General features: G+C 63.2%; 25 protein-coding genes and 3 pseudogenes. 15 read left to right on the top strand and 13 right to left on the bottom strand.

What is annotated here, in order from left to right; all coding sequences use genetic code 11:
• Positions 1–70 precede the first annotated feature (70 nt).
• Complete coding sequence (locus X742_RS159990) at positions 71–814, bottom strand: L,D-transpeptidase (RefSeq protein WP_023771357.1); 744 nt, start codon at positions 812–814, stop codon at positions 71–73.
• Positions 815–1,025: 211 nt separating this feature from the next.
• Here X742_RS159990 and X742_RS159995 point away from each other — a divergent pair, with 211 nt between their 5' ends.
• Positions 1,026–1,664 (top strand): DNA-3-methyladenine glycosylase I, encoded by a 639-nt coding sequence (locus X742_RS159995; RefSeq protein ID WP_023771356.1) that lies wholly within the window; start codon positions 1,026–1,028, stop codon positions 1,662–1,664.
• A gap of 11 nt (positions 1,665–1,675) precedes the next feature.
• Here X742_RS159995 and X742_RS160000 read toward each other — a convergent pair whose 3' ends face one another.
• The gene (locus X742_RS160000) at positions 1,676–1,927 is read right to left on the bottom strand and encodes a hypothetical protein (RefSeq protein ID WP_023771355.1); all 252 of its coding nucleotides are present in this window, start codon (positions 1,925–1,927) and stop codon (positions 1,676–1,678) included.
• Between the two features lie 253 nt (positions 1,928–2,180).
• On the opposite strand from X742_RS160000, the gene hisS reads away from it, so the two are divergent.
• The 4 genes from hisS to X742_RS160020 all read left to right on the top strand — a co-directional run bounded on the left by hisS (position 2,181) and on the right by X742_RS160020 (position 7,382).
• On the top strand, positions 2,181–3,704 hold the full coding sequence (gene hisS / locus X742_RS160005; protein WP_023771354.1) for a histidine--tRNA ligase: 1,524 nt from the start codon (positions 2,181–2,183) through the stop codon (positions 3,702–3,704).
• Entirely contained in the window at positions 3,701–4,822 is a 1,122-nt protein-coding gene (locus X742_RS160010; RefSeq protein ID WP_023771353.1) for an ATP phosphoribosyltransferase regulatory subunit, read from the top strand. Before hisS ends, X742_RS160010 begins: the two co-directional genes overlap by 4 nt.
• The gene (hisG, locus tag X742_RS160015) at positions 4,819–5,517 is read left to right on the top strand and encodes an ATP phosphoribosyltransferase (RefSeq protein ID WP_023771352.1); all 699 of its coding nucleotides are present in this window, start codon (positions 4,819–4,821) and stop codon (positions 5,515–5,517) included. The genes X742_RS160010 and hisG overlap by 4 nt, the downstream gene beginning before the upstream one ends.
• Positions 5,518–5,609: 92 nt before the next feature.
• On the top strand, positions 5,610–7,382 hold the full coding sequence (locus X742_RS160020; protein WP_023771351.1) for an AMP-binding protein: 1,773 nt from the start codon (positions 5,610–5,612) through the stop codon (positions 7,380–7,382).
• A 7-nt stretch (positions 7,383–7,389) separates the two neighbouring features.
• On the opposite strand, the gene X742_RS160025 is transcribed toward X742_RS160020, so the two are convergent.
• Entirely contained in the window at positions 7,390–8,934 is a 1,545-nt protein-coding gene (locus X742_RS160025; protein ID WP_023771350.1) for an alpha/beta hydrolase, read from the bottom strand.
• Positions 8,935–9,108: 174 nt separating this feature from the next.
• On the opposite strand from X742_RS160025, the gene X742_RS160030 reads away from it, so the two are divergent.
• Positions 9,109–9,750, top strand: coding sequence for a class I SAM-dependent methyltransferase (locus tag X742_RS160030; RefSeq protein ID WP_023771349.1), 642 nt, complete (start codon positions 9,109–9,111; stop codon positions 9,748–9,750).
• Between the two features lie 16 nt (positions 9,751–9,766).
• Here the strand turns inward: X742_RS160030 and X742_RS160035 are convergent, their stop codons facing one another.
• Positions 9,767–10,054, bottom strand: coding sequence for a hypothetical protein (locus X742_RS160035; protein WP_023771348.1), 288 nt, complete (start codon positions 10,052–10,054; stop codon positions 9,767–9,769).
• Positions 10,055–10,078: 24 nt separating this feature from the next.
• Between X742_RS160035 and X742_RS01000000169885 the strand changes: the two are divergent.
• Positions 10,079–10,437, top strand: a pseudogene (locus X742_RS01000000169885) (ATP-binding cassette domain-containing protein); the annotation flags it as partial.
• A gap of 19 nt (positions 10,438–10,456) precedes the next feature.
• On the opposite strand, the gene X742_RS160040 reads toward X742_RS01000000169885, so the two are convergent.
• Positions 10,457–11,365, bottom strand: a complete 909-nt coding sequence (locus tag X742_RS160040; protein ID WP_023771345.1) for a hydrogen peroxide-inducible genes activator — start codon at positions 11,363–11,365, stop codon at positions 10,457–10,459.
• 178 nt (positions 11,366–11,543) lie between these two features.
• Here X742_RS160040 and katG point away from each other — a divergent pair, with 178 nt between their 5' ends.
• Positions 11,544–13,754, top strand: coding sequence for a catalase/peroxidase HPI (gene katG, locus X742_RS160045; protein ID WP_023771344.1), 2,211 nt, complete (start codon positions 11,544–11,546; stop codon positions 13,752–13,754).
• Between the two features lie 68 nt (positions 13,755–13,822).
• On the opposite strand, the gene X742_RS160050 is transcribed toward katG, so the two are convergent.
• Complete coding sequence (locus tag X742_RS160050) at positions 13,823–14,500, bottom strand: MIP family channel protein (protein ID WP_023771343.1); 678 nt, start codon at positions 14,498–14,500, stop codon at positions 13,823–13,825.
• A gap of 316 nt (positions 14,501–14,816) precedes the next feature.
• On the opposite strand from X742_RS160050, the gene X742_RS160055 reads away from it, so the two are divergent.
• The 5 genes from X742_RS160055 to guaA all read left to right on the top strand — a co-directional run bounded on the left by X742_RS160055 (position 14,817) and on the right by guaA (position 19,575).
• Positions 14,817–16,106, top strand: coding sequence for an RsmB/NOP family class I SAM-dependent RNA methyltransferase (locus tag X742_RS160055; RefSeq protein ID WP_023771342.1), 1,290 nt, complete (start codon positions 14,817–14,819; stop codon positions 16,104–16,106).
• Positions 16,107–16,146: 40 nt separating this feature from the next.
• Positions 16,147–16,632 (top strand): TspO/MBR family protein, encoded by a 486-nt coding sequence (locus X742_RS160060; protein WP_051407610.1) that lies wholly within the window; start codon positions 16,147–16,149, stop codon positions 16,630–16,632.
• A gap of 93 nt (positions 16,633–16,725) precedes the next feature.
• Entirely contained in the window at positions 16,726–17,184 is a 459-nt protein-coding gene (locus tag X742_RS160065; protein WP_023771340.1) for a PaaI family thioesterase, read from the top strand.
• 104 nt (positions 17,185–17,288) lie between these two features.
• A complete protein-coding gene (locus X742_RS160070; protein ID WP_023771339.1) occupies positions 17,289–17,957 on the top strand; it encodes a 5'-methylthioadenosine/S-adenosylhomocysteine nucleosidase in 669 nt (222 codons plus the stop codon).
• A 55-nt stretch (positions 17,958–18,012) separates the two neighbouring features.
• Positions 18,013–19,575, top strand: a complete 1,563-nt coding sequence (gene guaA / locus X742_RS160075; RefSeq protein ID WP_023771338.1) for a glutamine-hydrolyzing GMP synthase — start codon at positions 18,013–18,015, stop codon at positions 19,573–19,575.
• A gap of 35 nt (positions 19,576–19,610) precedes the next feature.
• Here the strand turns inward: guaA and X742_RS1000000172240 are convergent.
• The 3 genes and pseudogenes from X742_RS1000000172240 to X742_RS160080 form a co-directional block, all read right to left on the bottom strand.
• Positions 19,611–19,760, bottom strand: a pseudogene (locus X742_RS1000000172240) (AlpA family phage regulatory protein); the annotation flags it as partial.
• 479 nt (positions 19,761–20,239) lie between these two features.
• A complete protein-coding gene (locus tag X742_RS1000000175590) occupies positions 20,240–20,608 on the bottom strand; it encodes an IS3 family transposase (RefSeq protein WP_245273852.1) in 369 nt (122 codons plus the stop codon).
• A gap of 70 nt (positions 20,609–20,678) precedes the next feature.
• The gene (locus X742_RS160080; RefSeq protein ID WP_023771336.1) at positions 20,679–21,569 is read right to left on the bottom strand and encodes a LysR family transcriptional regulator; all 891 of its coding nucleotides are present in this window, start codon (positions 21,567–21,569) and stop codon (positions 20,679–20,681) included.
• 103 nt (positions 21,570–21,672) lie between these two features.
• Here X742_RS160080 and X742_RS160085 point away from each other — a divergent pair, with 103 nt between their 5' ends.
• Complete coding sequence (locus tag X742_RS160085; protein ID WP_023771335.1) at positions 21,673–22,467, top strand: SDR family oxidoreductase; 795 nt, start codon at positions 21,673–21,675, stop codon at positions 22,465–22,467.
• 106 nt (positions 22,468–22,573) lie between these two features.
• Positions 22,574–22,795, top strand: a complete 222-nt coding sequence (locus X742_RS1000000175585; protein ID WP_084056278.1) for a proline racemase family protein — start codon at positions 22,574–22,576, stop codon at positions 22,793–22,795.
• Positions 22,796–23,131: 336 nt separating this feature from the next.
• Here the strand turns inward: X742_RS1000000175585 and X742_RS01000000169880 are convergent.
• The 4 genes and pseudogenes from X742_RS01000000169880 to X742_RS160100 all read right to left on the bottom strand — a co-directional run bounded on the left by X742_RS01000000169880 (position 23,132) and on the right by X742_RS160100 (position 25,957).
• Positions 23,132–23,595: pseudogene (locus tag X742_RS01000000169880) on the bottom strand (metallophosphoesterase family protein).
• Positions 23,596–23,606: 11 nt separating this feature from the next.
• Complete coding sequence (locus X742_RS160090; RefSeq protein ID WP_023771334.1) at positions 23,607–24,515, bottom strand: ribonuclease Z; 909 nt, start codon at positions 24,513–24,515, stop codon at positions 23,607–23,609.
• Between the two features lie 307 nt (positions 24,516–24,822).
• The gene (locus X742_RS160095) at positions 24,823–25,455 is read right to left on the bottom strand and encodes a class I SAM-dependent methyltransferase (RefSeq protein ID WP_023771333.1); all 633 of its coding nucleotides are present in this window, start codon (positions 25,453–25,455) and stop codon (positions 24,823–24,825) included.
• A gap of 88 nt (positions 25,456–25,543) precedes the next feature.
• A complete protein-coding gene (locus tag X742_RS160100) occupies positions 25,544–25,957 on the bottom strand; it encodes a nuclear transport factor 2 family protein (RefSeq protein ID WP_023771332.1) in 414 nt (137 codons plus the stop codon).
• Positions 25,958–25,999: the final 42 nt, after the last annotated feature.

Below are 25,999 nucleotides of genomic sequence, written 5' to 3'. Positions count from 1 at the left end.
GCGCTATGGCTTGAGGGCAACAGTGCGCCAAAACCTGCTCAGTACTGCTTAACCGGCTGATTCGATGCCACTATATCACCTCGACGGTGGTTCCGACATTGACCCGCTCGTAAAGGTCGACCACGTCCTCGTTGCGCATCCGGATGCAACCCGATGATACAGCGCCGCCGATCGTCCAGGGCTGGTTGGTGCCATGAATTCGGTACTCGGTCGTGCCGAGATAGAGCGCGCGCGCGCCGAGCGGGTTTTCCATGCCGCCGGCCAGATAGGTCGGCAGGTAGCGGCCCTTGGCCGCTTCGCGCTTGATCATCTCGGCCGGCGGACGCCAGTCCGGCCAGACGCGCTTGTTGGTGATCTTGTGCGTGCCCGACCATTCGAAGCCGGGCTTGCCGGTGCCGACGCCGTAGCGCCGCGCCTTGCCGTTTTTCTCGACTAGGTAGAGGAAATTCTGCGTGGTATCGATGACGATGGTGCCCGGCTTCTGGGCGCCGTCATAGGCGACTTCCTGCGGCAGGTAGACGGGGTTGATCTGCCGGCGCATGACCATGCGTTTGGCCGGCGCCTGCACGGCGGCCGTCTGTACGCTGTCGGGCTGTGCCGGCTGCAGGGTGCGTTGGCGCGGCTGCTGCACGGCCTGTCGGTTCTGCCGCACGATTCCCGGTGCATGGCCGAGCTGCAGCACCCAAGGCGCGGAAAGGTCGGGGCTCACCATCACCGGTGGCCTGTCGGCATAACGGTCATTGGCGGTTGAGGGCGTGACGCCGGCGGCAAACACAGCCACGGCGCCGAGCAAGGGAAACAGAATTCTCTTCATCGGGAAGGCACCTTGATCGTCTAATACGCCGGGCAAGAACACTCCCGGCTTGCGCGATCATTGGCGGCGAGCACCAACCGAAACATGAATCGGAATGCGTAAAATGCCGTTCTGCCAGTAAACTCTTTGGTGTGGTTACCGCCCGGTTCAGGAATCTGGTAAAGCCACGGTAAAGACAGCGCGCAAGCGCGTTAACGGATGGACTTCTTGGATGAGCAATGAAAACACCGGCCTGCTTGCCGGTCCTGACGGTGTCGTCCGGTGCTTCTGGCATGGCAATCTGCCCGATTACCTGCATTATCATGACCATGAATGGGGCCGGCCAGTGGCCGACGACCGCAGGCTGTTCGAGAAGATCTGCTTGGAAGGGTTTCAGTCGGGTCTGTCGTGGCTGACCATTTTGCGGAAGCGGGAGAATTTTCGCGAGGCCTTCGCTGGCTTCGACTTCGACAAGGTCGCCGCCTTCAACGAACGGGATGTCGAGCGCCTGCTCGGCAACGCCGGCATTATCCGCCATCGCGGCAAGATCGTCTCGACCATCAACAACGCCAAACGCGCCCGCGAGATGGTGGATGAGTTCGGCTCGCTGGCCGCCTGGTTCTGGAAGTTCGAACCCGGCAAGGAGGAGCGGCCCAAGAACGTCGACCTCGCCCATCTGCGCGCCAACCCGACCACCGCGGTCTCGGTGCGCATATCGAAGGAGCTGAAGAAGCGCGGCTGGAGCTTCGTTGGCCCGACCACGGTCTACGCCTTCATGCAGGCGATGGGCCTCGTCAACGATCACCTCGAAGGCTGCGTCTGCCGCAAGGGGGTCGAGAAGGAACGGAAGGCTTTCCAGCGGCCGAAATAGCCGCGGACAGCTCAGGTGCCGTTGGCGCTGGCGAGGAACAGCCCGGCGACGATTGCCGCCACCGTGGCGACCGTCGGATAGATCACCAGCAGACCGGTCACCAAGGTGTCGCGCAGGGAAGGCTCGTTGCTGGTGCCTGCCGGCACATCGAACGGCCCGGCTGCCTGGCCATCTATCTTCGGTGCATGGGTGCCCGCCGGGCGCAGGCGCGTCGGCACTTCGCCGGCCTCGCTGTGGGCATCAAATTCCGTTGCGCTGGTCATGTCCCGAACCCCTTCGTTTCGGTGCGCTATATCGGCCGCGATTGTGTCGGCACGATGCCGCGCTCGTGGCCGCATTGTTTCATTTGTGGTGCGGTTTTGTTTCAAAGGGGTTCGACTGTTGCCGCGCTCGTCGGAGATGGCGCCGGGTGCCGACCCTTGCTGCTCCGGGCCTCTTCGGTTAGGACACGCCCGTTGCGAAAATCGCAACATCGTTGACCTCTAGACACTCCACGAAAACACCGAGCGAAATCCCATGGCCGACAAATCGGAAAAGACGAAAGCGCGGCTGCCGCGCGGGTTTGCCGACCGTAGCGCCGAGGATATCCGCGCCGTCGAGAAGATGATGGCGACGATCCGCTCGGTTTATGAGCTCTATGGCTTCGAACCGGCCGACCAGCCGCTGATCGAATATACCGATGCGTTGGGCAAATTCCTGCCCGATCAGGACCGGCCGAACGAAGGCGTATTCTCTTTCCAGGACGACGACGACCAATGGCTGTCGCTGCGCTACGACCTGACCGCGCCGACCGCGCGCTTCGTCGCCGAGAATTTCGAACGCCTGCCAAAACCCTACCGCAGCTACCGTTCCGGCTGGGTGTTCCGCAACGAAAAGCCCGGGCCCGGCCGCTTCCGCCAGTTCATGCAGTTCGACGCCGACACGATCGGTACGCCGGGCGTCGCGGCCGACGCCGAGATGGCGATGATGATGGCCGACGTGATGGAAGCGCTCGGCATCAAGCGCGGCGACTACGTCATCCGCGTCAACAACCGCAAGGTGCTGGACGGTGTGCTCGAGGCGATCGGTCTTGGCGGCGAGGAAAATGCCGGACGAAGGCTGACGGTGCTGCGCGCCATCGACAAGCTCGACAAGCTCGGTCCGGACGGCGTCCGGCTTCTGCTTGGCCCGGGGCGTTGGGACGGCGGCAAGGAAGGCGAGGGCGACTTCGCCAAGGGCGCCGGGCTGAATGACACCCAAGCGCAGGCTGTTCTTATGGCGACAGCGCGAAATGTGCAGGCGGGCCAGGATGCCAGCGTCAGCGGGAACGCGGTCTACCAGGGGGGCGTTGGCGAACTCGCGACCATCGAAGCGCTGGTCAGGGCTGCCGGATATGCCGAGGACCGCATCGCCATGGATCGTTCAGTCGTGCGCGGCCTCGAATATTATACCGGCCCAGTCTTCGAGGCCGAGCTTCTGGCCGAAATCCCCAACGAGGACGGCCAGATCGTGCGGTTCGGCTCGGTCGGCGGCGGCGGCCGCTATGACGGTCTGGTCTCGCGCTTCCGTGGCGAACCGGTGCCGGCGACCGGTTTTTCCATCGGCGTCAGCAGGCTGATGACGGCGCTGAAAAATCTCGGCAAGCTCGACAGCGCCGACGTGATCGCGCCGGTTGTCGTGCTGGTCATGGACAAGGACACCGAAAGCCTCGGCCGCTACCAGAAGATGGTTGGCGAATTGCGCGCCGCCGGCATTCGCTCCGAAATGTATCTCGGAGGCGCCGGCATGAAGGCGCAGCTCAAATATGCCGACCGGCGCGGTTGTCCCATCGCCGTCATTCAGGGCGGCGACGAGCGGGCCAAGGGCGAATTGCAGATCAAGGACCTGATCGAAGGTGCGCGCATGTCGGCGGAGATCACCGATAACGCGGAATGGCGTGCCTCGCGCCCGGCGCAGGTGACGGTGGCGGAAGGCGAACTGGTCGCCGAGGTGAAGAAGATTTTGGCTGCGCAGGCTGCCGATCGTGTGAAGGGTGGCGCGTCGCGCCCATCCAGTCCATGACCACCCGCTACCCCGCAATATCAGCCGACATCATCACCCTCTTCGCCGCGCGCGACACGCATGCGGTGGAAGTCGCGGTGCTGCAGCCGGCCGATCCCTTCCTCGACATGGCCGGCGAGGATCTGCGCCGCCGCATTTTCCTGACCGAAAGCGAAACCGGGCAGACGCTCTGCCTGCGGCCCGAATTCACCATCCCCGTCTGCCTCGACCACATAGCCAGCCAAGCCGGCACGCCGCGCCGCTATTCCTATCTGGGCGAGGTGTTTCGCCAGCGCCGCGAGGGCGGCAATGAGTTCTTCCAGGCCGGCATCGAGGATCTCGGCGACCGCGACACGGCCGAAGCCGATGCACGCTCGGTCGCCGACGCCCATGCGTTGCTGTCGCTAGTGCTGCCTGGCCAGTCGCTGGCGGTCACGCTTGGCGACCAGGCTATTTTCGAGGCCGTGCTGGCGGCGCTCGGCCTGCCGCGCGGCTGGCGCATGCGGCTGGCCCGCGCCTTCGGCTCGGCGCCTATGTTGGAGGCAGCACTCGCCGATCTCGCCAACCCGCCGCGCAACAGCCAGCTCTCCGGGCCGGTCGCGGCGCTTGTCCTCGATGGCGATCTGGAGCGTCTTTCCCAGCATATTGCCGGCGGCATGGAGGAAGCCGGCTTGTCGGAATCGGCCGGGCGCGCGCCGTCGGATATCGCGCGGCGGCTGATCGAGAAGGCCGAGTTGCGCAGCGTGCGGCTGTCGAACGAGGCTTTCGCGGCGCTGAAAGGTTTTCTGGCGATCGACGTGCCGCTCGATGGCGCGGCCCAGGTGTTGGAAACCTTCGCGGCCGGCGCCGGACTTTCGCTGGGTGCGGCGCTGGAAAAATTCTCGGCCCGCGCCAAGGCGATGGAGGCGCATGGCTTGCCTTCCGAAAAAATCCGCTACGACGCCGCTTTCGGCCGTCCGCTCGACTACTACACCGGTGTCGTCTTCGAAATCGCGGCCGCCAACGGCGAGCGCGCCCTGGCCGGTGGCGGGCGCTACGACCGGTTGCTGACGCTGCTCGGCGCCAAGACCGCGATCCCCGGCGTCGGCTTTTCGGTGTGGCTCGACCGCATCGAGGCGTTGCGGGGGGTGGCATCATGATCACGCTCGCCGTTCCCTCGAAGGGTAGGCTCAAGGAGCAGGCGCTGGAGGTGTTGGCCAAGGCCGGCCTCGCCGTCAGCCTGCCCGGCGACGAGCGTAAGTATCACGCCCGCGTCGAGGGCCTGGACAATGTCGAAGTGCTCTTCCTGTCGGCCTCCGAAATATCGGGCGAAATAGGCCAGGGCGCGGTCGATCTCGGCATCACCGGCGAGGACCTGGTGCGGGAAAGTCTCGCCGACTGGGAAGCGCGGGCCGAGATCGTCGCCCGCCTCGGCTTCGGCCATGCCGATGTCGTGGTCGCGGTGCCCGAGATCTGGCTCGATGTCGACACCATGGCCGATCTCGACGATGTCGCCGCCGACTTCCGGCAGCGCCATGGCCGCAGGCTGCGGATTGCGACCAAATATTGGCGGCTGACGCAGCGGTTCTTCTCCCAAAAGCACGGTATTCAGGTCTATCGCATCGTCGAGAGCCTCGGCGCCACGGAGGGCGCGCCGGCGGCCGGCCTTGCCGACGTCATCGTCGACATCACCAGCACGGGCTCGACGCTGCGCGCCAACCATCTCAAGGTGCTGGGCGATGGCGTGGTCCTGAAATCGCAGGCCTGTCTGGTCGCGTCAAGGAAGATACGTGCAGCTGCCGACGACGCCGTTTTGCGCGACATCGTCGCGAAAATGGCGGCAGCGGTCGCATAGCGATCCTCAGGGAAGGGGCTCCAGGACCATCGATGGGATTTCCAGCATCCCGGCAGGCTGATAGGTTCGGCCAGTCTTCGGAGGAGCCAGCGATGCCGGTCAATCTCGACGAACTCAAGAACGCCACCAATCTGCGCGGACGCGGCGCGCGCGCCGGCAGCGTTTTTATTGCACCGGTCGATGGCAGGGCGCATGTCTCGGGCGATCGCAAAGTGCCGTTGCTCGACAAGACCATTCCTGAGCATTTCTCCGACACCGTCAGCAAGTACGGCACGCTCGATGCCGCTGTGTTCGTCGGCCAGGACAAGCGCTTCACGTGGAGCGAATTGTCGGACACGGTGGATGCGCTGGCCGCCGGCTTCTTGGCGCTCGGCCTCCAGAAGAGTGACCGGATCGGCATCTGGGCGCCCAACCGCTGGGAATGGCTGGTGACGCAGTTCGCCACCGCCCGCATCGGCCTGATCCTGGTCAACATCAATCCGGCCTACCGGCTGACCGAGCTGGAATATGCCCTGAACAAGGTTGGCTGCAAGGCACTGGTGACGGCGGCGAGCTTTAAGACATCGGACTATCTCGGCATGATCGAGACTCTGGCGCCGGAGATCGCCACGGCGACACCCGGCAAGCTGAAGGCCGTGAAATTGCCGGCGCTCAGGATCGTCATCCGTATGGGCGAAGAGAACTCGCCAGGCATGTTCAATTTCGGCGACGTGCTGGCCATGGCCGGTCGCGACGAGCATGATAGCCTTGACCGCATCTCGGAAGGGCTGAAGCCGGGCGATGCAATAAACATCCAGTTCACCTCAGGCACGACAGGCGCACCCAAGGGCGCGACGCTCACCCATCTCAACATCGTCAACAACGGCAATTTCGTCACCTCGGCCATCAAGCTCACTGTCGACGACCGGCTCTGCATCCCGGTGCCGCTCTATCACTGCTTCGGCATGTCGATGGGCACGATGGGCTGTGTGTCGAAGGGTGCGACCATGGTTTTCCCCTGCGAGGGGTTCGATTCGGGCCTGACGCTGAAGGCGATCGCGCGGGAGCGCTGCACCGGCCTCTACGGCGTGCCGACCATGTTTGTCGGCATGCTCGACCATCCGGATTTCCCGACCTTCGATCTCTCCAGCCTACGCACGGGCATCATGGCCGGTTCGCCATGCCCTGTCGAGGTGATGAAGAAGGTGGTGTCGCTCATGCACATGGCTGAAGTGACCATCGCCTACGGCATGACCGAGACCAGTCCGGTCTCGTTCCAGAGCAGCACCGACGATCCGCTGGAAAAGCGTGTCTCGACTGTCGGGCGCATCCACCCGCATGTCGAGGTCAAGGCGATCGACGCCGACGGCGCCACCGTTGCGGTCGGCGCGCCGGGCGAGCTTTGTACGCGCGGCTATTCGGTGATGAAGGGCTATTGGGACGACGACGAAAAGACCCGCGAGGCGATCGATAGCGATGGCTGGATGCACACCGGCGACCTCGCCACCATCGATGCCGAGGGCTATTGCAACATTGTCGGCCGCGTCAAGGACATGGTCATTCGCGGCGGTGAGAACGTCTATCCCAGAGAGGTCGAGGAATTCCTCTACCGCCATCCCAAGGTGCGGGAAGTGCAGGTCTTCGGCATCCCGGACGCCAAATATGGGGAGGAGCTGTGCGCCTGGATCGTCTTGAAGCCGAGCCAGATCGCCACCGAGCAGGAGATCAAGGCCTTCTGCGCAGGCCAGATCGCCCATTACAAGGTCCCGCGCCACATTCGCTTCCGCACGGAATTGCCGATGACGGTGACCGGCAAACCGCAGAAATTCCTGATGCGTCAGGCGATGGTCGAGGAACTCGGGCTGGTGGCGCAGAAGACGGCGTGAGGCCGGATCAACCGTGTCGCACAAGCTCGCCGATAGCGTCGAGCAGCGCCTGTCGGTCGCCGGCCCAGAACCAGTGGTCGTCGCCGTCGACCTCGATGAACCGCGCGCCCGGAATCCTGGACGCGAGGAACCGCCCGGCCTCGATGCGCACGGCGCGGTCGCCGGAACGGTGGAGGATCATCGTCGGGGCGGAGACCTTTTCCAGGAGGTGACGGACATCGGCGTCCCGCAACGCCTCGAGCAGCCCTGCGAGCGCGCCGGGACTGGAGGCTGCCCTCAGCAATCCGGCCCACCAGGTCCTCGCCTGACGGTCGCCAGCGAGGCTCGGGGCGAAGGTTTCGATTTCCGCCGGGCCACCCCAGCCCGCCAGCAGGCGTTGCTTCCACAGATCATACTGCGCGACGGTCAAGGCGTGGGGATAGTCAGGTGCGCGGCTGCCCTTCGCGAGCGAGCCCCACAAGACAAGGCCCGTCAGCCGATCGGGATGCTGGACCGCAAAACGGATACAGCCTGGCCCACCCTCCGACGCGCCGACCAGCAAGGCCCGGCGGCTGCCGGCCGCGTTCATGACCGCCAGAATATCCTGCGCCGTCGCCTCGACCGTGGGGCGGGCACCGGCTCGGTCGGAAAGCCCCATGCCGCGCCGGTCGAAGAGGATCAGGCGACCCAGGCGCGAAACCGCGGTCAGCCAGGCGCGGCAACCCGGGTCTTCCCAGATACGCTCGACATGCGAAATGAAGCCGGGAACAAGCACGATGTCCGTCGGGCCGCTGCCAAGGACCTGGTACGCGATGTGGATGCCGCCCACTGCGACATAGCGCGTCCTGGGCACATCCAGGGCGGCGTCCTGAGTTGGCCGGCTCAGCATGGCAAGCGTGGCGGGGTCCGGCGCTACACCGAGTTCGTCCCGCAAGAGCCGGATGCACGTGCCGATCTGCCGCTCGGCCGCCGCCCTGTCCCCGGCCGCCAGATGGGCACGGGTCAGATGTCGGTGCGCGCTTTCGCTCAAGGGGTCGAGTGCTGCCAGCCGTGTCGCGTGAACGACCGCGCCGCGAGGCTGGCCGTCGGCCATCTTGGCGTCGACCAGCCGCTCCAGCGCCTGCACCAGGCGGCCGCGCAACGTCTCTCGCCGAAAGAAGACCCATTCCTCGAATTGCGGACAGTCCGGCAGCGAGAAGCCGGCGAGATAATCGTCTTTGTAGATCTCGGCTGCCTTGTCGAGTGCGCCGGAGTTGCAGGCCTGCTCGAAAATCCTGGTGTCGATCTCGGCGGACAACGCCGGGTGCAGGCTTAGCGAGACGCCTGTGGCGACGATGATCTCGCTGCCGAACGCGATGCGGATTTTGTACAGCGTACGTCGAAGGCGGGCGCGTGTGGCCTGCTCGTCGGCTTCTGGCCATAATAACGTGGCGGCGACCTCGCGCGCCACCGGCCCGCTGGCCTCGGCGAGATAGATGAGGAGGGCTGCCGCCTTGCGCAGGGCGAGTTCCACCCGCCGGCCGTTCAAGCGGAACTCCGGAAAACCCAGAAATCGGAATTCCAATCGCTCCATCGATCCGACCACGGCCATGCAGGGACGTTGAGGGGACGCCGGCCTTCTATCCATTCCCACGGCATCGGGCCGATCGGGCCCGATCATGAGACTCCCTTGGAGCGAGAAATGTCACTGGTCAATACTCTCACCCGCCCTGTCGGTACCGCCAACACACGGCAAGGAGGCTGAGACATGTGCCAATCCTGTCTCTCCTGGTACGCGCGCTGCATTGCTCCCTACCTCGTCCACGCCGGCTGTTCGGCCCACGCTTTCACGGACATGCGAAGGCGTCTGATCCCGCGGGCGGGGGGCGTCGTCGTCGAAGTCGGTTTCGGCTCCGGCCTGAACCTTCCCTATTACGACGCCGCCAGGGTGAAGCGGCTGGTCGGCGTCGATCCCGATGGCACGATGCTGGGCCTTGCCGAACCGAAGAGCCGTTCCATGCCATTCGATGTCGACTGCATCCGGGCCAGTGGTGAAAGGCTGCCCTTGGCCGACAGCTTCGCCGACACGGTGGTCGTCACCTATGCCTTCTGCACCATTCCGGACCCCGAGGCGGCGCTGACCGAGATCCGGCGCATCCTCAAGCCCACGGGCCGGCTGATCTTCATCGAGCACGGCCAGGCCGAAGGGCCGCGTTGCCGCCGGTGGCAAGAGCGTCTGAACCTGATATGGGGCCGGCTCGCCGGGGGTTGCCACCTCAATCGCGATCCATTGCACCTGATCCGGACGGCGGGCTTTCAAACCGTCGAAGCGCAGCGCGAGCGGTTCCAGCTACCCTTCTGGCAGTTGGGAAGTCACCATGCCGGCATTGCGATACCCCTAGCGGGTTGACTGGACAGGTCGTCCGCTAACGCCGTCCGCGCCGAATTTCCGCCGGCCGTGGCGCCGAACCCGGCTCCTGCACCAGCGGCCCCAGCAGCACCTCGCCGAACAGTGGCTGGTAGCTGCGGCGCACCGCCGGGTCCTCCTTGAAGGACAGCGCACACTGCCCGATCTGGTGGAAATAGGTGATGCGGGCCCTGACCAGGCTTTCGTCCTCCGGATAACCCATGGCGCGGAAGGAGCGGATCAGGAGTTCGATGCGCAGGTTGACCTCCCGCGCCAGCTTTTTCGAAGTTCGTGACCAGTCGCGCACGGCGAGGTCGAGCAGGGGACTGAACGGCGTGTCGGCTTGGCCGACAAGGTCGACCGCTATCCCCGCGAATTGTCCGGGGGCCAGCAGCAGCGTGTCGTGATCGCACGCGCCCTGGCGATGATGCCCAAGGTGCTGCTCTTCGACGAGCCGACCTCGGCGCTCGATCCGGACTGGTCGGCGAAGTCCTGCAGGTCATGCGCGACCTTGCCGTGAGCGGCATGACGATGGTCGTCGTTACCCACGAGGTCGGCTTTGCCCGCGAGATCGGCGACCAGCTCGTTTTCAGGGACGGCGGCGTGATCGTCGAAGGTGGCGCGCCGCGCGAGATGATCGCCAACCCGGCGTCGCCGCGCACCCGCGAGTTCCTGTCGCGGGTGCTGTAACGAGCGTTAGGGCAACCTCTCAGGCCGGCAACAGCACCGGGCCTAGTCCCCGAATAATCTTGGCTAGCTCGACGCATTCGCCGTGCCGCGCATTGTTGCTTCGCCAGGCTAGGCAGATCATGCGCTGCGGCATCGGCTCCTGGAACGGCACGATTTTGAGGTCGGGGATGGTGCCGGCGGGGCCAGTCGCCATTTCGGGGATGAGCGTGACGCCGAGCCCGTGCGCCACCATCTGCAGGAGCGTGGTCAGGCTGGTGGCGCCATAGCTTGCCATCGCCACCGGCCGCACATTGCCGCAGACGGCCAGCGCCTGTTCGCGCAGGCAATGGCCTTCTTCCAGCAGCATCAGTCTTTCCAGCGCTGGGCTCTCGGGTGGAACCGGCGGCGAGGCAAAGGCCGGATCGTCCGACGGCACGGCCAGGAAGAACCGGTCGGGAAAGAGCGCCTCGGTGATCAGTCCTGGATGGTCGAGCGGAAGCGCGGCGATGAAGGCGTCGAGTTTTCGCGATGCGGTGTCCTCGACCAGGGAGGTGGTTACCGCCTCGCGCAGCTCGAGCAGTAAGGCCGGGAAATGCTTCTTCAGTTCGGGCAAGGCGCGCGGCAGAAGATAGGGCGCGATAGTCGGGATGATGCCCAGCCGGAAGCGTCCCTCCATGGCCGTGCGGCCGCGCCTGGCCGTCGTTTCCACGTCACGTATGTCAGCCAGGATGCGCTCGATACGCGGCAACAGGGCGATCGCTTCGTCCGTCATGCGCACCGACTTGCCGCCGCGTTCGAACAGCCGGCAGTTCAGCCGTTGCTCCATTTCGGCGATCTGGGAGGAAAGCGCCGGCTGGCTGACGCCGGCAAGTTTCGCCGCACGCCCGAAATGCAGCGTCTGCGCCAGCGCGTCGAAATAATGCATCTGGCGAACTGTCAATCCGATCATACGGTCAAGGCCATCATAAGGAAATCCTATCGAAATAAACAGGAAAGACAATTTGTTTTTATCATCGGCGTGGCCTAGGCTGGAATGGTTCCAGATTGGCGCGGGCCGCTGGCCGCCCCCAAAATCTCGGCAAAAAATCAAACTCGGCAATCAAACCTCGGCAAAATTGGAGTGAGAGATGGACGCGAAAACCGACGACAGCAGCGCGGGCAAATGCCCTGTCGCGCATGAATCCGCGGGCCGGACCAACCGCGACTGGTGGCCGAACCAGCTTGACCTCGGCGTTCTCCATCAGCAGTCGAACCTGTCGGACCCGATGGGCGAGGACTTCGACTATGCCAAGGAATTCGCCAGCCTCGATCTCGATGCGGTCATCAAGGACCTGCACCAAGTGATGACGGATTCGCAGGATTGGTGGCCCGCCGACTTCGGCCATTACGGGCCGCTGTTCATCCGCATGGCATGGCACAGCGCCGGCACCTATCGCATCGGCGACGGCCGCGGCGGTGCCGGAGCGGGCCAGCAGCGTTTCGCGCCGCTCAACAGCTGGCCTGACAACGCCAATCTCGACAAGGCGCGCCGCCTGCTCTGGCCGGTCAAGCAGAAATATGGCCGCAAGATTTCCTGGGCCGACCTGTTGATCCTCACCGGCAACGTCGCGCTGGAATCGATGGGCTTCAAGACCTTCGGCTTCGCCGGCGGCCGCGCCGACGTCTGGGAGCCCGAGCAGGACGTGGACTGGGGTTCGGAAACCAAGTGGCTCGGCGACGAGCGCTACTCGGGCGACCGTGAGCTTCGTGGCCATCTCGGCGCCGTGCAGATGGGCCTGATATACGTCAATCCGGAAGGGCCGAACGGCAAGCCCGATCCGCTGGCCTCGGCCCGTGATATCCGGGAAACCTTCGCGCGCATGGCGATGAACGACGAAGAAACCGTGGCGCTGATCGCCGGCGGCCACACTTTCGGCAAGACCCATGGCGCCGGCGATGCCTCGCTAGTGGGCGCGGAGCCGGAAGGTGCCGGCATCGAGGCGCAGGGCCTCGGCTGGTCGAGCAAACATGCGTCAGGCATTGCCGGCGACGCCATCACCTCGGGTCTCGAAGTCACGTGGACCACGACGCCGACCAAGTGGAGCAACAACTTCTTCGACAATCTGTTCAATTTCGAATGGGAGCTGACGAAGAGCCCCGCGGGCGCCCATCAGTGGACGCCGAAGGGTGGCGCCGGTGCCGGCACGGTGCCGGATGCGCACAACCCCTCGAAGCATCACGCGCCGGCCATGCTGACCACCGACCTCGCGCTGCGGGCCGACCCCGCCTATGAGAAGGTCTCGCGGCGTTTCCATGAACATCCTGATCAGTTCGCCGATGCCTTCGCCCGCGCCTGGTTCAAGCTGACCCATCGCGACATGGGTCCGGTGGTGCGCTATCTCGGCCCGTTGGTGCCCAAGGAAGAGCTGATCTGGCAGGACCCGATCCCGGCGCTCGACCATGAACTGGTCAGCGAGCAGGACATCGCATCGCTGAAGGCCAAGATCCTGGCCTCCGGCCTGTCGGTTTCCGAACTGGTCTCGACCGCCTGGGCCTCGGCTTCGACATTCCGCAACTCCGACAAGCGCGGCGGCGCCAATGGCGCACGCATCCGGTTGGCGCCGCAGAAGGACTGGGAAGTCAACCAGCCGGCCGAACTGTCGAAGGTGCTTGCAAGGCTCGAAGGCATCCAGACGGAGTTCAACACCGCGCAGACCGGCGACAAGAAGGTCTCGCTGGCCGACCTGATCGTGCTCGGCGGTGTCGCCGCGGTCGAGAAGGCCGCGAAGGATGGCGGCAACGTCGTGAAGGTGCCGTTCACGCCCGGCCGCATGGATGCATCGCAGGAGCAGACGGACGTCCACTCCTTTGCCGCGCTCGAGCCGAAAGTCGACGGCTTCCGCAACTATGTCAGGGGCAAGCAGCCCATGTCGGTTGAAGCCATGCTGGTGGACCGCGCGCAGTTGCTGGGCTTGACCGCGCCGGAACTGACCGTGCTTGTCGGCGGCCTGCGAGTGCTTGGCGCCAACACCGGGCACTCAAGGCACGGCGTGTTCACCGACAGGCCGGGTACGCTGACCAACGACTTCTTCGCCAACCTGCTCAGCATGAGCACGGTCTGGGATCCGGCCGCCGGGTCCGAGCCGGGTTCGGAAGAAGTATACGAAGCGCGCGACCGCAAAACCAAGGCAGTCAGGTGGACCGGCACCCGTGCCGACCTTATCTTCGGTTCGCATGCGCAGCTGCGGGCATTGGCCGAGGTCTACGGATCGGCGGACGCCGGGCAGAAATTCGCCCGGGACTTCGTTGCGGCATGGACCAAGGTGATGAACGCCGACAGGTTTGATATCGCGGCCTAACCCGAGCTTCAGAACCTTCGAAAAAGGCGCGGGCCGTGGCCTGCGCCTTTTGCATTCAGGCCTTGGAATCAATCCTTCTCGAAGACGCGCGCCTTGGCGATGACGCCGGCAATGGCGCCGCCGATCAGCGGTGCCACGATGAACAACCAGAGTTGGCTGAGTGCGGCACCGCCGGTAAACAGCGCCGGGCCGATCGAGCGCGCTGGATTGACCGAGGTACCGGTGACCGGGATCATGGCGAAGTGAATGCCCGCTAGCGTCAGGCCGATGACCAAGCCGGCAAACGCCGTCGAGTGCTTTTCAGCGGTAACGCCAAGGATCACCGTGACGAAGGTGAAGGTGCCGATCAGTTCCCATAGGAACGCCGAGCTCATGCCCCATTTCGTCTCGTCCCAGCCATTGGCGCCGAAGCCGCCGGTATGGCCGCCGGTTTGGCCGGAAACGATGATCCACAACGCCAGCGAGGCGATGATGGCGCCGATGATCTGCGCGATCCAATAGAGGATGACATCCTTGGCCGGCAGCCGGCCGGCAAGGAACACGCCGAGCGTCACCGCCGGATTGAGATGCGCGCCGGAAATCGGGCCGATCGCATAGGCCGCCGCGATGAGGCCAATGCCGAATGCCAGACCGATGCCTTCCTGGCCAAGCGGCAGCGCGCCGCCGAAGCCGCCCGTCACCACGGACGCCGTACCGATGAACACCAACAGAAATGTGCCTAGAACTTCCGCCAGATAAGTCTTCATTGCCCTCTCCTCGTGACGATCCGCCGGTCCACGTTTTCCGCGCCGCGAATCATGGCGGCAAGAGTATTCCCAACCGAAAAACTTGGAAAGCAGAGCTCTGGCGCCACTCGCCATCCTTGCGGCCGTCGGTTGAGAACATTAGAGATCTTGCATCTACTAGTCTAAGTGCTGCTAACCGCCGCGAAGATTTACCGTCGGACAGGTTTCGCCGACCACTGCCAGCTTGCGCTGGCGGCGAGACCGGGCGGGGTTCAATCCGGACGTGAAAGGCTCTAAGAGCAGATCGGGATAATGTGATCGATTGATGGAATGACGAATGCGACTGGGCGGACGGCTGGCTGCGGCCATTGAAGTGCTGGAGGACATTGGTCGGCGTCACCGGCCGGTGGCCGACGCGCTGAAGGATTGGGGCCTGTCCCATCGCTTCGCCGGCGGTGGGGATCGCGCCGCGATCGGCAACATCGTCTACGACGCGCTGCGCCACAAGCGCTCCGCCAGTTGGTTGCTGGGCGAAGACACGCCGCGTGCCATCGGCTTCGGGGCGCTGCTGCTCGAATGGAGCCAGACGGCGCAGTCGCTCAACGCAGCGCTCGAAGGTGACAAGTTCGCGCCGCCGCTACTGGACGCCACGGAACTCAAGGCAATCGCGGAGCGCCGGCTTGCCGACGCGCCGCCCGCTGTTCGCGCCGACATACAAGATTGGTGCGAACCGCTTTTCCAGCGGGCCTTTGGCGACACATGGGTCGAGGAGGGCGCGGCGCTCGCCACACGTCCGCCGCTAGACATCCGGGTCAACACGCTGCAGGCCGATCGCGCCAAAGTGTTGGCCGAACTCGCGCAGACCGGTGCCAGTGCCGCACGAATGGCACCCAACGGCATCCGCATCCCGCCGATCGACGGCGACGGCCGGCACCCGAATGTGCAAGCCGAGCCGGCCTTTCAGAAAGGCTGGTTCGAGGTCCAGGACGAGGGGTCGCAAATTGCGGCGGCGCTTGCCGGCGCGACGGCAGGCATGCAGGTGCTCGATTTCTGCGCCGGCGCCGGAGGCAAGACGCTGGCGCTGTCGGCGGCGATGGACAATCACGGTCAGATCTTCGCTCACGATGCCGAAAAGGCGCGCTTGGCACCAATCTTCGACCGCATTCGCCGCTCGGAAAACCGCAATGTGCAGGTCGCCACCAAGCCGGCCGAGCTTGCCCCGCTGGCCGGCTATATGGACATCGTGTTGGTCGACGCGCCCTGCACCGGCAGCGGCACCTGGCGGCGGCGTCCCGACGCCAAATGGCGGCTGACGCAGAGACAGCTTGACGCCCGCAAGGGCGAGCAGGCGACGATCCTCGATGCCGCCAGAACCTACGTCAAACCCGGTGGCCTGCTGGTCTACGTAACCTGCTCCGTGTTCGACGAGGAGAACGGCGAACAGGTCGCCGCGTTTCTCGAGCGACACGGCGGCTTTGCCTCGGTCGATCATCGCCAGCTCTGGGACAGCCGTTTTCCGGGCCACACCGCCGCGATACGAATCGGGGCCCTGGGCGGCATTTCGCTCTCGCCGGCGCTGAGCGGCACAGACGGATTCTATTTTTGCGCCATGCGCCGGGCCAACTGACGCTGCCGTTGACAGCTGCCCGCAGCGCCCCCAAATGCGGATGAGCGGCGTTGCGCCGCCACAGGGTGAATGTTTGCAAAGATATCTGTCGCTTCTGCTGTTCCTCGTCCTGGTGCTGGGCGGAGGCTTGCTGATCGGTTTCGCCACCTTGCCAGGTGCCTGGTATGCATCGCTAGCCAAGCCTTCGTTCAATCCGCCCAACTGGGTTTTCGCGCCTGCCTGGACACTGCTCTATGTGCTGATCGCCGTGGCCGGCTGGCGAACATGGTTGCGGGACCCGGCCGGCACCGCGATGAAGATCTGGGGCGCTCAGCTCGTCCTGAATTTCCTGTGGTCGCCAACCTTCTTCGGCGCAAAAATAATGGGGACTGCTCTGGTCATCATCATGCTTCTTTTAGCCGTCATCGTGTTGTTTATCGCCAGCGTCTGGACCCGCGATCGGCTCGCCTGCTGGCTTTTCGTGCCCTACGCGGCGTGGGTGGCGTTCGCCACCTTGCTCAACGCCTCGCTTCTTTGGTTGAACTAGCTGGTGTGCGGTTTGCTGCAGTGCAGCAAAAGCATTTGCCTGCCGCTCATGCCTCTGCGATAAGCTTTCCCGGCAAACGTGAAGGCAACGGCGATGGCAGCAAAGATCGTACCGGCTCCGGACTATGAGGATCGCGTCAGGGCGTCCTTCGCACGCCAGCAGGCGATGGCGACGATCGGCGCCGAACTGACATTGGTGACCCCCGGCATCATCGAGATCGAGATGCCCTATTCGGCGGCGCTGACCCAGCAGCATGGGTTCCTACATGCCGGCGTCATTTCGACGGCGCTGGACTCGGCTTGCGGCTATGCGGCGTTCTCGCTCATGCCGGAGAATTCCGGCGTGCTGACCATCGAATTCAAGGTCAACCTTCTGGCGCCGGGCCGGGGTGAGCGTTTTCTGTTCCGCGGTTCGGTGACCAAACCGGGCCGCACCATCATCGTTGCCGACGGCCAGGCCTATGCCTTCGCCACCGACGGCGAGGCTAAGCTGATCGCCACCATGACCGGGACGATGATGACGGTGCTAGGCCGCGATGGTATCGCTGGGTGAGTGGCCGGTTCGCCGCAGGCGAATTCATCGTGGCGGTCGCACGGGGCTGCCGCAGGCAGAGGCCAGGCCGTTGGTCATAATCTAACGCAAGCAGGAGGATCGCCATGACTGGCAACGTCGTGCGCATCGGCGGCAAGGATGTCCTCTTCGTCATGGCGGCGCAGGCCGAGTATGGCCCGCATCTGCAGCGGCTGTTCACGCCGCTGATGACGGGCGTGGGCCCGGTCGAGGCCGGCGTGCGGCTGGGCGTTGAACTCTCCTGGTTGAAATCGGACAAGGCATTGCCCGATCTGGTGGTATCGCTCGGCTCCGCTGGTAGCCGGACCCTGGAACAGACCGAAATCTACCAGGCCGTCTCGGTGAGCTATCGCGACATCGATGCCTCGCCGCTGGGCTTCGAAAAAGGCGCGACGCCGTTTCTCGACCTCCCGGTGATCGTACCGTTGCCGTTGCGTATTCCCGAAATCAAGGAGGCGACACTGTCGACCGGCGGTGCCGTCATTACCGGCGCGGCGTATGACCCGATCGCAGCCGACATGGTCGACATGGAGACCTTCGCCTGCTTGCGCGCCTGTCAGCTTTTCGACATCCCGCTCATCGGGCTCCGCGGCATTTCCGACGGCGCGGCTGATCTCAGGCACGTCGGCGACTGGACCGAATATCTGCACGTCATCGATGAAAAGCTGGCCGACGCCGTCATGCGGCTCGAACAGGCGATCGGTTCGGGCTTGCTCCGGCAGGATTCATCTCGTGACGAGGCGACACCGCTCTGAGAGTCAGGCGACGCAACCCATTGCACTGACTCGTTTCTTTCTCTAAAGGCTCGCCATGACGACAGCCAATCACACCGACACCGTCCTGATTGTCGATTTCGGCAGCCAGTTTACGCAGCTCATCGCCCGCCGCATCCGCGAGGCCGGCGTGTTTTCCGAGATCGTGCCGTTCCAGTCGGCCGAGGCGGCATTCAAGCGCATCAGCCCAAAAGCGGTGATCCTGTCCGGCGGCCCGGCTTCGACCTCCGATATCGGCAGCCCGCGCGCGCCACAGGTCGTCTTCGATGCCGGCGTGCCGGTGCTTGGCATCTGCTATGGCCAGATGGCCATGTGCGTGCAGATGGGTGGTGTCGCTGAAAGCTCCAACCATCGCGAATTCGGTCGCGCCTTTGTCGAAATCGAGAAGGACAGTCCGCTGTTCGAGGGCCTCTGGGCCACTGGCCAGCGCCATCAGGTGTGGATGAGCCATGGCGATCGCGTCATCGCCCTGCCGCCGGGCTTCGAGGTGTTCGGCAAATCGGAAAGCTCGCCCTTCGCCATCTTCGGCAATATCGAGCGCAGGATGTACGGCATCATGTTCCACCCCGAGGTGGTGCATACGCCGGATGGTGCGAGGCTGCTCAGGAACTTCGTCCACAACATCGCCGGCATCGAAGGCGACTGGACGATGCGCGCCTATCGCGAGCACGCGGTCGAGGCGATCCGCGAGCAGGTCGGCAAAGGCAAGGTCATCTGCGCGCTGTCGGGCGGCGTGGATTCCTCGGTGGCTGCCCTTCTGATCCACGAGGCGGTCGGCGACCAGCTGACCTGCATCCTCGTCGACCATGGCCTGATGCGCAAGGACGAGGCCGCTGGTGTGGTGGCGATGTTCCGCCAGCACTACAATCTGCCTTTGATCCTGGTCGATGCCTCGGACAAGTTCATCTCGCAGCTGGAAGGCGAGTCCGACCCGGAAACGAAGCGCAAGACCATTGGCCGGTTGTTCATCGAAGTGTTCGAGGATGAGGCCAAGAAGCTCGGCGGCGCCGATTTCCTGGCGCAAGGCACCCTCTATCCCGACGTCATTGAAAGCGTCTCCTTCACCGGCGGCCCCTCGGTCACCATAAAGTCGCACCACAATGTCGGCGGCCTGCCCGAGCGCATGAACATGCAACTGGTCGAGCCGTTGCGCGAACTGTTCAAGGACGAGGTGAGGGCGCTGGGCAAGGAGCTCGGCCTGCCCGAAAGCTTCATCGGACGCCATCCGTTCCCAGGCCCCGGCCTCGCCATCCGCTGCCCGGGCGGCATCACGCGGGAAAAGCTGGAGATCCTGCGCGAGGCCGACGCAATCTATCTCGACGAAATCCGCAAGGCCGGCCTCTATGACGCTATCTGGCAGGCCTTCGCCGTGCTGCTGCCGGTGCAGACTGTCGGCGTCATGGGCGACGGCCGGACCTACGAATTCGTCTGTGCGCTACGCGCCGTGACCTCCGTCGACGGCATGACGGCTGACTTCTACCACTACGACATGGCCTTCCTGGGCGCCGCCGCCACGCGTATCATCAATGAAGTCCGCGGCATCAACCGCGTTGTGTATGACGTCACGTCGAAGCCGCCTGGCACAATCGAGTGGGAGTGATTCAGGCCTACCCAAACGCTGAACGGACGCCGCGAGACTACGCATCTCGGGCTTAGAGCGAAGCGTCGCGGAAATTCGCCGCGCTGTTCCATTTCGTAGATCGTACTGTCTGCAAACGGCACCATTTCGCGAAGCTGGTGTCTCCGGTTTGTACGCTTCAGTGCTTCTTCATTCGACCTTGTCATCTCGTACTCCTCAGCTGTGAGCCGAAATTAAAGGCGATTGTATGCGATGCGAAAAGAGCCTCAGCTCGGACGTCGTGCAAAAGGCGGTTTCGACTGTGAAAGGGACAGGTCCACCTACGCCGATGGTTCGACTGAAATGGAAGATCGACTGCCTCGTTCGTGATGTATTGAAAGGGGGGCCATCGCCGGTCGGGGATTGGTAGCGGTAGAGCGCTGCATCCCGAGACCCACTATCGAAGAGGCGTTCTTCTGCTATCGGAGACACAACCTTAGTCGAAGATTTTCCAATTTGTGACAGAGTGAACCTTGCCTCCGAAGGCACAGGTCACAGGTTCGAATCCCGTCGGATGCGTCAGATACCCCGGGTCCGTTCCGGACACATGGGTTACGGTTTATACCGGAGACATGGGCAACACTTTGGCCCGAAGGGGTTTTGGAGTGGTTCGAGCCTGCATGCCTCATCGTCGAAGTATTCCAGATCATAATCCATGAAGGAAGCCGGCCAGATATGGTCCTCGACCTGTTTGATGCCGACGGTCTGGCCGGCAAAGAAGGCTGAGATTGATCTTCTTTCGGTCGAAACAGATGCGGCCGCATGTGGTGACGGTGACGGCCTTGTCGTGAAACGGGTAATCGAGGTCAGGCAGGCCAGTGTAGCGGCGTGGTGACGGCGTGTAGCGCCCGGCCGGGCAGTGCATGTCGAGCGCCTGGTGCCGCCGCTCATTGTTGAAGCACTCAATGAAGTCGTCGAATTTGGCCCGTTGCTGAAGAAAGCTTGAGCAACGGTCATAGCGTGTCGAGTGCTGGCTAGGTGCTGGTGTGAAGGCTGCTTGGAACGCGTCAGTCAACAGCTTTGCACTGTTCGCGCTGCAGGCGAAGCCTCCCCACCGATGACGATAGGCGTTACTTCGGCCTAGGCTAGAGACGCTGCGGGACGGCTGCTGCAAAGAAGTCGGTCGCGCGGCGTACGCGTGCCGGCACGAACCGACGCTTCGGCCAGACGAGGCTGATGTCTCTGACGTCGTCGAGAAAGTCGTCGAGTATCGTGATCACGTCAGGATGATTGAGCTCATCGGCGAGCGAGACCTTGGCGAAGAGGCCGATTCCGACTCCGGCTAGAACTCCAGCCCGGATCGTTTCGACGCTGTTGGACGATAAGCTGCCGCGAACGGTCACGCTGAACCGTCCGTGTTGGCCTGTAAACGGCCATTTCGCCAATTCCGTCAGGCCACCGTATAGAAGGCAATTGTGCCCACTCAGGTCTGCGGGGGACTTCGGCATCCCATGCTTCTCGAAATAGCGACTGGATCCGACGCAAACGAGGGGCGTGACCGCCACCCGGCGGACAACCGCGTCCGAGTCTTCGACAGGCCCCACCCTGATCGCCAGGTCGATCCGATCTTCCACCATGTCTCGCACGAAATCCGAAAGAACGAGATCCACCTGAAGGCCGGGATAAAGCGACAACAACTCGGGTATCAGCGGCAGGATATGCAGGCGGCCAAATGTGGAGGCCGCGCTGATCCTGATCAGGCCCGAAACAGTCTGCGTGCTGCTCGTGAGTTCGCTATCGGCATCGTCGATTTCATCAACCAGCGGCTTCGTCCGGTCATAGTATCGCTGCCCCTGGTCCGTCAGGGTCACGCTGCGGGTGCTCCGATTGAACAGCGCCACGCCGAGGCGTTTCTCGAGTGCCGCGATTGCCTTGCTGACAGCGGGCTGTGACTCGCCGGTCCGACGCGCAGCAGCCGAAAAGCCGCCCGATTCGACCACCGCGATAAAGGCATTCAACTCGTGAAATCGGTCCATTATATTCTCCCAAGGCATCAGTCTTATGGAAATCAGCGTTATTATCAATGTTTTTCACATGACTTAAATGAAGCGTCTACCAACGCTTGAAAGGAAATGTGCCATGGAAATCGATAGTACCGGACGCAAGGCGGTTGTTACTGGGTCTACGGCGGGCATTGGCCGAGCCATTGCCGAAGGGTTGGCGCGTGCGGGCGCCTCGGTCGTCATCAACGGTCGCCGCGAGGACAGGGTCGCCGCAACGCTTCGCGAGTTGCACGCGCTTTTCCCGAAAGGCGAATTCGTCGGTGTCGTCGCCGATCTTGCCACCCCGGAAGGCGCGGCCGAGTTGTTCGCGCGGGTGCCGGATGCGGATATCCTCGTCAACAATGTGGGCACGGGGCGCCCGAAGCCGTTCTTCGATATTGCCGACAAGGAGTGGATTGACCTCTTCGAGCTCAACGTCATGAGCGGCGTCCGCGCTTCCCGCCACTATGCGTCGGGCATGGCGAAGCGCGGCTGGGGGCGTGTCGTCTTCATCAGCAGCGAGTCTGCGCTCGCAATCCCCAAGGACATGATCGATTACGCCATGACCAAGACCGCTCAGCTCGCCATCGCGAGGGGACTGGCCGAGGAGGTCGGCGGAACGGGCGTCACCGTCAATTCGGTTCTCCCTGGTCCAACGAATTCGGAGATCATGAGCGGTTGGATGAAGGCGGCCGCGGAGGCGCAGGGCATTACGCAAGAGGAAGCCGAGCAGCAGTTCCTGAAGACGTTGCGCCCGACAACACTCCTCAATCGCTTCACGACAACTGAAGAGGTCGCGAACCTGGTCGTCTATGTCTGCTCGGAGCAGGCGTCGGGGACAACAGGCACGTCCTTGCGTGTCGACGGCGGTGTCGTGCGGACAATCGCGTAAGGCTTCCATTTCGCGCAGCGCTTGACGCGGCTCCGGGAAGGGCAAGGGACCCGTCCCCTATCGGAGCAGACCACCGCCCAGGTCAAATGCACCTGCCTTCGTACGCATATCTCCTATTCAACAGCGATGTAGGCAGGCTGATAATCGGCTCCGAATTGACTGTCAGATCGAGTCGGAGGTCGATGTTGGGGGCAGAGCCGGAATCGTCCCGGTCATTTCAGAAAGCGCGTGGATACCAGGTATCCACCAGGACATGCTCGACCCAACCGATCCGTTTCCAACGGGCAATCGGGTTCCCGACGCCTGGCCGCTTGAGAACGTTATTTGAAGGCGATGGTGCCGATCCCTATGCTGCCTTCTGTTGCGTGAGCCCCGAGATGGCACCGCCGTTGGAGCATTGATCGGTACTTTTCTACGCGGTTGGGACGCGCTGTCGATCATCGCATTGTGCAAAGAATCGTCCGATTGGTCTCGATAGTTGGTGAAAACCTCAAAATTTTGTTTGTGTCGATTTTCCTTCAAATCAAAAGCGCAATTTTCTGACGGATCCCGGTGTCGGTATTTGCGCGGCGATTGGTAATATTTAACGGCGATTTCAAGTGGTTGTGAAAATCGAGGAGACAGTCGGATATAGTCGCGGGCGTGGTGTCGGCGCTGAATTGGTTCAGCCGCTTGCCAAGCTCAATATCGAAGGCTCTATGCTGTCTCGAGTAATGTCGACCGTCGCAAGTGTGACAGGCAGCTTAAACCGTCGTGGGCCAGCGCTGCCCGGATTCAAATAAAGCACGCCATCCACTGTCTCCTCGGCACATGCGAGTGACCGGACACGATCAAATCGATGCCTTGGGCAACCGGGTCGATCTGCAGCGTCTTGAGATCATGAAGCACGTAGATTGCTCGCCCGGCAAGACGTACGAGCTCGGTTTCCGCGTATGGCAGCGCCCAGCCACCGGTGTCCACGTTTCCTCTGATCGCGGTAACCGGCGCGATAAAGCGAAGCGCCGTGATGATCTCGGGGCGACCGATGTCTCCTCCATGAATGATGTGGTCGACCCCGGCCAGGCAACGCGCCGCCTCCGGCCTCAGCAAGCCGTGCGTGTCCGAGATGACGCCAATTCTGAATGTCATGGCTCTGCCACTTAGACGGTGAGGGTGGTGAAATCCGTTGCGACAAGGCTGTTCGCAAACGCCTGAACGGCTTCCGCGAGAATTTCATCGTCGCGATAGCGGCCGGAGATGTGCGTAAGAACGAGCTGTTTTACATCGCTGGCCGCTGCCAGCGATGCTGCCTCCGCAGCTGTCAGATGTCCGTAGTCGCGCGCCATCGCTGCATCTCGTTGCAGGAATGTGGCTTCGATGACAAGCAGGTCGGCGCCGCTCACCTTGTCGGCCATTCCATCAGTGGTTTCGGTGTCGCCTACAATGACCAGCTTCTTGCCAGCCTCGGGTGTTCCGAGGACTGCTTCGGGAGCAATCGTTCGGCCGTCGGGGAGAGAAATTGTGCGGCCTTCGGCTAAATCCTTCCGGATCGGACCGTCTGGCACACCGAGAGCTACCAAGCGCTCCGAACGGAGGTGACGACGCGCCGGCGTCTCGAAGACGAAACCATAGCTGTCAGTGTCGCGATGGCGAACTTGAAAGCAATCGACGGTGAACTCATCCACCTCGAACACGCGTCCGGGGACAAGCGGCACGAGTTGCAGCGGGATCGGCGCGCGTCCCTCACCCCAAAGGCCAGCGAGCATGCGGGCGACGACGTCAAGAGTGTCCGCGCTGCCATGAATGGACACATGGTTCTCGCTCTGCCGAAGCCGAAGCGTCGAGAACAAACCTGGAATCCCGAGCACATGGTCGAAATGCGCGTGGGTGAGGAGCAGGCGATCAAGTCGCCTGAATCCGGCGCCGCTGCGCAGAAGCTGACGCTGGGTGCCTTCCCCGCAATCGACCAGCACCCGTTGACCGCCGGCTTCAACGAGCAGCGCCGGGTGATTGCGCTCGGCCGAGGGCACGCTGGCCGAGGTCCCGAGGAAGATGAGGCTGAAGGTCATGCGAGCAGTCTACCTCGCGGGCAACGAGACCTCAAAGCGGGCGAAAGAGCGGTCCTTGATGGACGTTCGCGTAGCCGGCTTGGTGCAACAAAAGAGTGGGCGTGAGCGCATTCGGCATCGCGTGTCGCGTATCACGCCGGATAGGCAGTGAGATACCTCACAATCCTCTCCGATCCGTGTTCAAGAGGGCTGCGCTACGCCCGCACCTTTGCTCAAGAGAACGGACGGCCAAGGCCCCTCCGTGTGGAAGCGGCAACGCTTTCACGGTTGCGGGAGCTGAGCCCACCGCGGGGCGGATCACTCACTGTCAGAGCCTCAGGAACCGATAGGCGAAGCGATCGGTCTTGCCCTTGATCGAAGGATCGAACACTTTGATCGAGTGCGGATCGTCCTTGTTCGCCAGCATGGTGCTATCCGCGTCCAGGACGAAACCGGCCGCCTCCACCTCCTCGCGAACGGATGCAGGCTCGATCCGATGCAGCGACTGTGCCTCGCTCGTGCCGGCCCCAACGGCGGCGGCGTGCTCCACGATGACGTAGGAACCACCGGGGTTCAGCCGCTCGTAGACGGCTCGATTGAAGTCGGCCGCCGTCAAGCCCCTGGCCTGAATCAGAGCGGTGTGGAGATCGTGATAGAACAGATGCAGCCATATAACGTCAGCTGGCTGCGTGACCTCCGGCATCGCCACAAGGTCCGTTGAGACGGCTTCGACATTCTCTCGGCCCGGCTCCTTCGCGAGCGTCCGCATGCGGCCGACCGGATCGTCCTTGAAATTAGCGACTTCGGCCGGCACGAAGCTGTAGACACGTCCTTGGGGTCCCACGATGTCTGAGAAGACGCGGGTCCAGTCGCCGCCGCCCGGGTAGACGTCGATGACGGTGAAGCCCGCATCTGCGCGTGCGAACCGGATCAACTCGGATAGCTTGGATTGGTCGTACATCGAGATCTCCTTTCGATTGAGCATTCGAGGGGGCGAGCCGCCGCTGATCCGCCGTCTACCCCATTCCGATGGCCGCGGATGGCCAGCGCTACGCCGGTCCGGACGCGTCCATCTGCGAGGCACGTGCCAGTGCTTGTGTGTCGACGTATTCCCGGATGTTGGTCAATCTGCCGTCCCGGACCGTGATGGCGAAGATCCAGTCGTCCTCGAACGTCTTGTTCGTGGCTTTGATCCTTCCCCTCGCGGAGCCGACGACCAAAACCCGGTCTCCTAGCGCTATGAACTCCCGGGGTTCAGTGGACGTTTCTATCGACTTGGATGCCGTCTCAAGCAAATTCGCCAGCCCCGCGTGTCCGCGGTACGTTCCGGCCAGCGGCCAGTCCTCGCCCGGAATGATCCACTCGATGTCTTCGGCGACCAGCGCCAGCAGAGCCTTCCTGTCGCCGCGGCCGATCGCGGCGAAGAAGTCCTTCACGGTCTGGACGGTCTTCTCGATAGTCATGGGAATTTCCCTATTTCGCTCGGACCGGATCACGTGACCCTG

Source organism: Mesorhizobium sp. LNHC229A00, from assembly GCF_000502415.1.
Taxonomy (GTDB): Bacteria; Pseudomonadota; Alphaproteobacteria; order Rhizobiales; family Rhizobiaceae; genus Mesorhizobium.
The sequence above is the reverse complement of the archived record's forward strand: the minus strand, read 5'-3'. Positions and strand labels throughout refer to the sequence as shown.